This window comes from Piscirickettsia litoralis, from assembly GCF_001720395.1.
Classification (GTDB): domain Bacteria; phylum Pseudomonadota; class Gammaproteobacteria; order Piscirickettsiales; family Piscirickettsiaceae; genus Piscirickettsia; species Piscirickettsia litoralis.
Genome location: NZ_MDTU01000004.1, coordinates 83,729 through 90,257, shown reverse-complemented (window position 1 = coordinate 90,257; position 6,529 = coordinate 83,729). Strand labels below are relative to the sequence as shown.

Genomic DNA, 6,529 nt, shown 5'->3' with positions numbered 1-6,529 from the left:
CCAAATTAATATGGCTCTTTAACCTCATCTGTTTATGCTCAGATGCTTGAGTTTTTAGCTTTCCTTCCTGAATCAAAATATAAACATCTTGTACCCGCATGTTATTTAAAGTGGCATAATCTTCTACTAGGATTAGTCTCATTGTTTTGGCTCAGATAATACCTTATAACGTGTCCAACCACCGCGACCATTTTTATATTCATGTCTCACGATATAATTTTTTTCCTTTTAAACGCGCAACACTTGTTTTAACTGCCCCCATTTTACAACCTACTTTTTCAGCAATTTCAACCAAAGTCAGCGGCCTTGTCACTCTATCCTTATGATATAAAGTTTGCTTATAAATGAACATAAAGATTTCTTTTTGTATGCCAACCAAGAGACTTACATCAGGGGACTCAGTAATTTCTTGTGTACGGTTTGTGTCCACTTTGTGTACGGTTTGTGTGCGGTTTTTATCAGCTGCCTCATCTCTTATATCAGTCTTTATGGGGCTACCTGATAAAGTTTTTTTCGCTGTTGCTTTTGCATTCACTTGTGTACAGTTTGTGTCCACTTTGTGTACGGTTTTCAGATTAGCTTTACTTTTAATGTTATTTTTTCAGTTCATTTAGATTTTTACTTTCTTTTTCATCATTATTTTCTTTTTTGTGTACGGTTTGTGTACGGTTTTTTCCTTTGAATCACTGCAGGCTTATTAGCGCTAGAAGAGTCTAGATTTTTCTTTTTTTTCGCTTCAGTTTGTGTACGGTTTGTGTCCACTTTGTATACGGTTTTCTTAACTGGTACAGGCTTAGTTTCTTTTTCTTCTATATCTAAATCATATGGGCGGTCATCGGCAGCAATATTAACTCGCTGCCGTTTACTTGCCGGAGCCTTTTTAGCCTTGTTTTTTGTTTTTTTTAGAAGAGCATTTAAATCCACGGTATTACCCTACATAAATTAAGCTATGCAACACCCTTTGCTTCTTCTTACCTGCTCGAATCACTTTTGGCGGGTTTTTCAGCTCTTCAATCCAATTATTAATGCCAAGAATTTCCCGGGTAAACTGGTCAATATCTTCTCTTATTGCAGTCTTTTTAGCTTTCTCAAAAATGGAAACAGCGTCAAACACCGCATTTTTAAGACTGGTGTCAACTCTAATCACAACAGGTAATATTTTACTAATGAGGTTAGAATCTTTAGCGAGTTGATGCAAATAAACGGTTCCCAACTTTTCACGTGCGTCATATCGGTTCCAAACGATTTTTTCTTTAAACTTGAGCTTAAACTCTTTTCTTATTTTTTTAAGCTCAGCAAGAGTAAATTCCATACCATCCATAGCATATGGATCTGGGTTAATCGGAATAATAACAGTATCAGAGCCACAAGTTGCAGCTGTGTTAATTTTGTTGATAGCAGGAGGGCAATCGATAATCACGAGATCATAATCACTCCTGACCGGCTGCAACATATCTCTAATCATATCTTTTAAGTTAGAGGCTGATTGAGTTAACTCAATATCTAATCGAGAGTTATTCAAATTAGATGGGATAATATCAATCATTTCGTTAACATTAACAATCGTTTCTTCAATGGGCGTATTATCACGCACCATATTCAGCAAAACAGGCTTATTTCGGGAATTTACATTAAATGATGTTGTTAAGTTACTTTGTTGATCAACATCAATCACTAAAATTCTTGTCCCATAGTGAGCTGCACGACAAGCTAGAGAGTATGATAAAGAAGTTTTTCCAACCCCACCTTTTACTATTTGAAAAGATAAATTTTTCTTGGGGTATTTAAAACCTCGCTCTATTAATAAGTCACGTACACCTTCAGGAGTAATAACTTTGCTACGAGAGTTAATAGTGTGAGTTTCAATATCAAGCGACTTTAAAATCTTATAAACGCCTTGCACCGTATTAACACCTAGCACCTCGGTTAGATCACCAGCTGATAAATAGGCTTTCTCTTTGCTCATAACTTGCACTCTTGTTTCAATATACATGTTTATTTACATAATAGTTGTAACTAAACGTTTGTCAACATAATTGTGATAATTCATTTTATTTGTAACACGACTAACTCTTTATTATTTTGAGTATTATGATTTGTGTACGGTTTGTGTCCACTTTGTGTACGGTTTAATCTAATCCAGGATAAGTTACTTGTGTACGGTTTGTGTCCACTTTGTGTACGGTTTAATCTAATCCAGGATAAGTTATTTGTGTACGGTTTATGTCCACTTTGTGTACGGTTTAATTTAATCCAGGATAAGTTACTTGTGTACGGTTTGTGTCCACTTTGTGTACGGTTTAATTTAATCCAGGATAAATTATTTGTGCACGGTTTGTGTCCACTTTGTACCCACTTTGTGTACAGTTTTAGCTTGAAAGCTAAAAAATGTTTTAGATGATTTTCAAGGCGTTATTGTGTACGGTTTGTGTCCACTTTGTGTATTGTTTGTGTCCAGTTTTTTGTGTACGGTTTGTGTATTGTTTGTGTCCAGTTTCAATAAAACCCCGCAAGCCTTGTGTTGCAATGGATTAAGGCAAAAAATATCTACTTTTAATATAAAATGATTCTCAAATTACTTCACAAAAATAAAGAAAATACTTTCTAACAAGATTCACTATGTTTTTGATGCCGCCTTTCGCAATATATTGATTTACTTAGCTTACCGGCTATTGCACTGTTTTTTTTGTGGTGCTAATGTTTAATCGAAATTAACAAGTGGCTGAATTTATGCGGAAGTGATAGATATAGAAAGTTAGAAGGCAAAGGGGAAGATGTTTATTTAGTTTGAGCACCAAGTTTACATCCCCCTAAGCAGACAAATCTAGTATAAGAAAGTTATGATTATTAATCAACTTTACTAGAGCTTTATATCTATCTCCCAACGGGAGATAATATGTATACTGTATTCAATGATGATGTTATGCGTAACGTCGAACAAAAGATTAACTACCACCCTGGATGCCTTAGAGTCATTCACTACTTAACACGCCGTGCTAAAAAAAACAGGCTCAGTTCAAGTGAGTGCAAGCTACATCGCAGACGCTGTCAGCCTAAGCGTGCGCCATGTTAAACGTATTTTAAGCATGCTTCGTAAAGCAGGAGTTATTTTAACAGATTCAGTAAAAACAGCTCGCTATAGTAACACTATAAATGTGATCACTTTAATTCCTGGTCTAGGTGAGTCCTTATACAAAAAAGTTCAAAACGATGAAAAACAAAATAGCAAAAACAAAGCTGATTTTAATAAAAATATGAAGTCACCCCCTAGTGACATAAGTGTCACACAAAAGAATCTAGATGAGGAACCTTATCTAGATAATAACCATTCAGGTCAAAAACAAAACTATGAAGAAAAGGAGAAGCCTGCTGTAGTTGTTATTCAAGAATCTCTTGATCAGTTGATAGAAGCTAAGAAACAAGACCCTAGTAACTCGTTTATCGACGATCTGATTTTAGAAACTGAAAATTGCTTGAATGAAGCTCAAGAACTTGAAAAAAGCACACCAGTTACTCCTGAATACATAGGCAAAAATGAGATTAGTTATGAGGACAAAGCTTCAATCTCTTTACTACCAAAACGTGTTGCAAGAGTAACTAATCCTTGCAGCCAAGAATATTATCATGAACAACGAGATATTTATTATAAATCCCAGCAGCGAGCGACTAACCCAATGAGTTCAGCTTACTGGCAAGAGCTAGAACAAGAAGAGACCAGGAAAGACGCTAGCACAGAGAGAGTTGTGACAAATAAACATCTTAAAAGGCTTAAGCACTTTGTAAATCGCTTTGGAAATAAGATGGATGAAATGCTTTGGTTTCTTAAAAATGCATACCTTGATGAAGGTTACTCAATAGACAAGGTTATGGGTGTTTTAAGCTCTATTGCTCCTAGGTTTAGCAAACCAATACAAATGCCTTAATCTATTACCATGTCCTGGTTAGAAATTTAGGGGCGGTTACAAGCTAGTAAGTGACTTTAAAGTTAATACAAAGTGTAAGCTTAAGACCGCCATAGAGTTATTATAGTTGAATAGTCATCTTCGCTTAAGAATATCGATACCTACCAATATTGGACAATATCTTTAGATATCGCTTGGTATCCTTATATAAGATCTACAATTTTCTTTTTAGCTTCGCTATCTCCCTCGATATAGCGTTGCGTTGTTTGTAGGGTTGTGTGTCCAGCGAGCTGTTGAACATCGCGTAGGGAGCCACCTGCCTTAATGATATTTTTAGCTGCACGAGTAACAAAAGTGCGGCGGCCACTGTGACTACTGCAACCTTCAAATCCAAGGCTTTTATATAAATCAGCAAACCAATTCACGATGGTGTGGGCTGGGAAGTGGGACTTTCGACGTGAGAGAATAACAGGCTTTTGCCCATGCTCTGGTCGGCTTTCTTCTAAAAGCTGGTTTAATGCCTATTTAAGTTGCTTGTTTAGCGCTTAGGAATTACAATAGTCTGAACCATCAACCACAATGTGAAAAGATGATTTTTCGGTTTGCTGTGCCATGTGAAGCAATGAATTGAATTTTCTTATGAGGGTACAGCGTGAAATGTGTCTGTTAAAACGGACCTAGTTCAAGCATAGAAGCCAACTGTGGGCGTGCTGTATGGATTAATCAAAACAGATAAAGGCAAGGATAGCGATCAAAACACAAACTAGAATTCAAAGATTAATTGTCAATTATGTCTCATTTCCATTGATATATTCTGTTGGAATGATAAATGGAAAGTAGTAGTGCTAAATAGTATTAAATATACCTAATATTGTTACACTTCCATACCAGAGTGAGGCTAAAAAAGGCTTTATCCTGTCACAGTATCAGGGACAGAATAAGTGAAATGGAGCATTGTTCTCCATATGAAGGATAAATTATGGTTATTGAGGTTAAATTGTAGAATGCCTACCTTTACAGATAAAAAATCTACTTTGTTAGCAGCAAATAGATATATATTATACGCCTTGGCTGGGATTGCTGCTTCTTACACTGCATATTTTTTTTTGAAAAAAAAAGTAAACCGATAAAAAGCATATTAATTACTTGTACTGACACTATTCAGTATTCAAATTTAAATGATTTAATTTTATTAGTCGACGATACTAAATTTTTATGTAAGTATAATGCACTATACTGTATGCTTAAAGAGCATACTCAAGCCAGTAACTTGCAAGAAAGGTTGCAGACAGAAAAAAGAAACACTACTGGCAGTTCTTTAGGATCTATTGATAGCAAAATAAAAAAATTATCTCAAAAAATTAGACACTGTTCTAAAATGATTCTAAAGATTTTAGAAAATGTAAAAATTTTTTGATGATTTACAGAGAGTTTTGAAAAATAAAGGTATTCTATTTATTCCGTATAGTGCAAAGAATCATCCTTCTTTTATTTATAAGAAAATTATAACAGGTTTGGGAGAAAATAAACTAAGACAAGTCGATTCTCTATGTTGGTCGCATGGACACGGATCTCCATTCACCTACTTATCGAGTTTACCAAAGTCTCTTATTCTTAAAGTAATAAAACGGATGGAAGCACTTGAAATTAATACTAGATTACTGTTGTTAGGTACATGCTATAGTGCCTCTTTTCTGCAAGAGTTCTCAAGAGTAACAGCAAAAAAAAGTATTTCTCTTTCTCATTCAGGCCCTAGTACAAATGATTACTTATCGGTATTGGTTCCATACCTTAAACAGTCTAAACATTTTGGTATTGTTGGTAAGGCATCTTCTAATTTTTTAAAGCAGAAGGGTTTTATCTTTGACAATCAAATGGAGTCACAATGTTTAACTGTAGGTGGCTTAACTTTTACGGGCGATATTATCAAAATACAAGATCACATGTGCGAAGATGATGTTTCTAACATAAAAATGATTAATAATTATAATCATGCGAAAAAAATAAGCTACTTAAGTGAAGAATTCTTTATTGATTTAGTAAATAAGGCTGTATTAAGACTATTTAATGATGGTTTAGATGTGAGCACTCAATCTCAAGCGCTGTTTTTTGATCATAGATTGCATCGTCCTCCATCACATGAAGTGCAACATCAAGTAAAGGGTTCATACCCATAAACGCATACTGATTATTTTGCTGAGGAAGGTTAAGGCATAGAGTAGTAAGAAGCTAGACTTATTAAGGAGGTTGAACAAGAGGATTGATGTAAAAAGCCTCTAGTAAAACTATATCAAATTAACAATCTTTTTTTTAGCTTCACTATCACCTTCAATATAGCGTTGCGTTGTTTGTAGGGTAGTGTGTCCAGCGAGTTGTTGAACGTCGCGCAGGGAGCCACCAGCTTTGATAATATTTTTAGCTGCGCGGGTAACAAAAGTGCGGCGGCCACTGTGACTACTGCAACCTTCAAATCCAAGGCTTTTATATAAATCAGCAAACCAATTCACGACGGTGTGGGCTGGGAAGTGGGACTTTCGGCGTGAGAGAATAACAGGCTTTTGCCCATGCTCTGGTCGGCTTTCTTCTAAAAGGTAAGCGGTCAGTGAAGCGCACAGGTTGGAGTGTGT

7 protein-coding genes and 1 pseudogene are annotated in these 6,529 nt (G+C 35.6%); 3 read left to right on the top strand and 5 right to left on the bottom strand.

Translation table 11 applies throughout. The features are described 5' to 3' along the window. Positions 1-199 precede the first annotated feature (199 nt). From BGC07_RS17105 to BGC07_RS17095, 3 genes are all read right to left on the bottom strand, one after another. On the bottom strand, positions 200-535 hold the full coding sequence (locus BGC07_RS17105; protein WP_069314276.1) for a hypothetical protein: 336 nt from the start codon (positions 533-535) through the stop codon (positions 200-202). Between the two features lie 101 nt (positions 536-636). Then, positions 637-924 (bottom strand): hypothetical protein, encoded by a 288-nt coding sequence (locus BGC07_RS17100; protein WP_069314275.1) that lies wholly within the window; start codon positions 922-924, stop codon positions 637-639. A 4-nt stretch (positions 925-928) separates the two neighbouring features. After that, entirely contained in the window at positions 929-1,966 is a 1,038-nt protein-coding gene (locus tag BGC07_RS17095; protein ID WP_069314274.1) for a ParA family protein, read from the bottom strand. Positions 1,967-3,020: 1,054 nt separating this feature from the next. Here BGC07_RS17095 and BGC07_RS22800 point away from each other — a divergent pair. After that, positions 3,021-3,923, top strand: a complete 903-nt coding sequence (locus BGC07_RS22800; protein WP_235603480.1) for a helix-turn-helix domain-containing protein — start codon at positions 3,021-3,023, stop codon at positions 3,921-3,923. Positions 3,924-4,105: 182 nt separating this feature from the next. Here BGC07_RS22800 and BGC07_RS17085 read toward each other — a convergent pair. Continuing rightward, positions 4,106-4,402: pseudogene (locus BGC07_RS17085) on the bottom strand (tyrosine-type recombinase/integrase); the annotation flags it as partial. A gap of 740 nt (positions 4,403-5,142) precedes the next feature. On the opposite strand from BGC07_RS17085, the gene BGC07_RS20925 reads away from it, so the two are divergent. Beyond that, on the top strand, positions 5,143-5,319 hold the full coding sequence (locus BGC07_RS20925) for a hypothetical protein (protein WP_158007006.1): 177 nt from the start codon (positions 5,143-5,145) through the stop codon (positions 5,317-5,319). Between the two features lie 16 nt (positions 5,320-5,335). Beyond that, positions 5,336-6,079, top strand: coding sequence for a hypothetical protein (locus BGC07_RS17080; protein ID WP_158007005.1), 744 nt, complete (start codon positions 5,336-5,338; stop codon positions 6,077-6,079). Positions 6,080-6,187: 108 nt separating this feature from the next. Here the strand turns inward: BGC07_RS17080 and BGC07_RS17075 are convergent. After that, on the bottom strand, positions 6,188-6,529 hold a 342-nt coding region (locus tag BGC07_RS17075), incomplete at its 5' end, for a site-specific integrase (protein ID WP_139121832.1).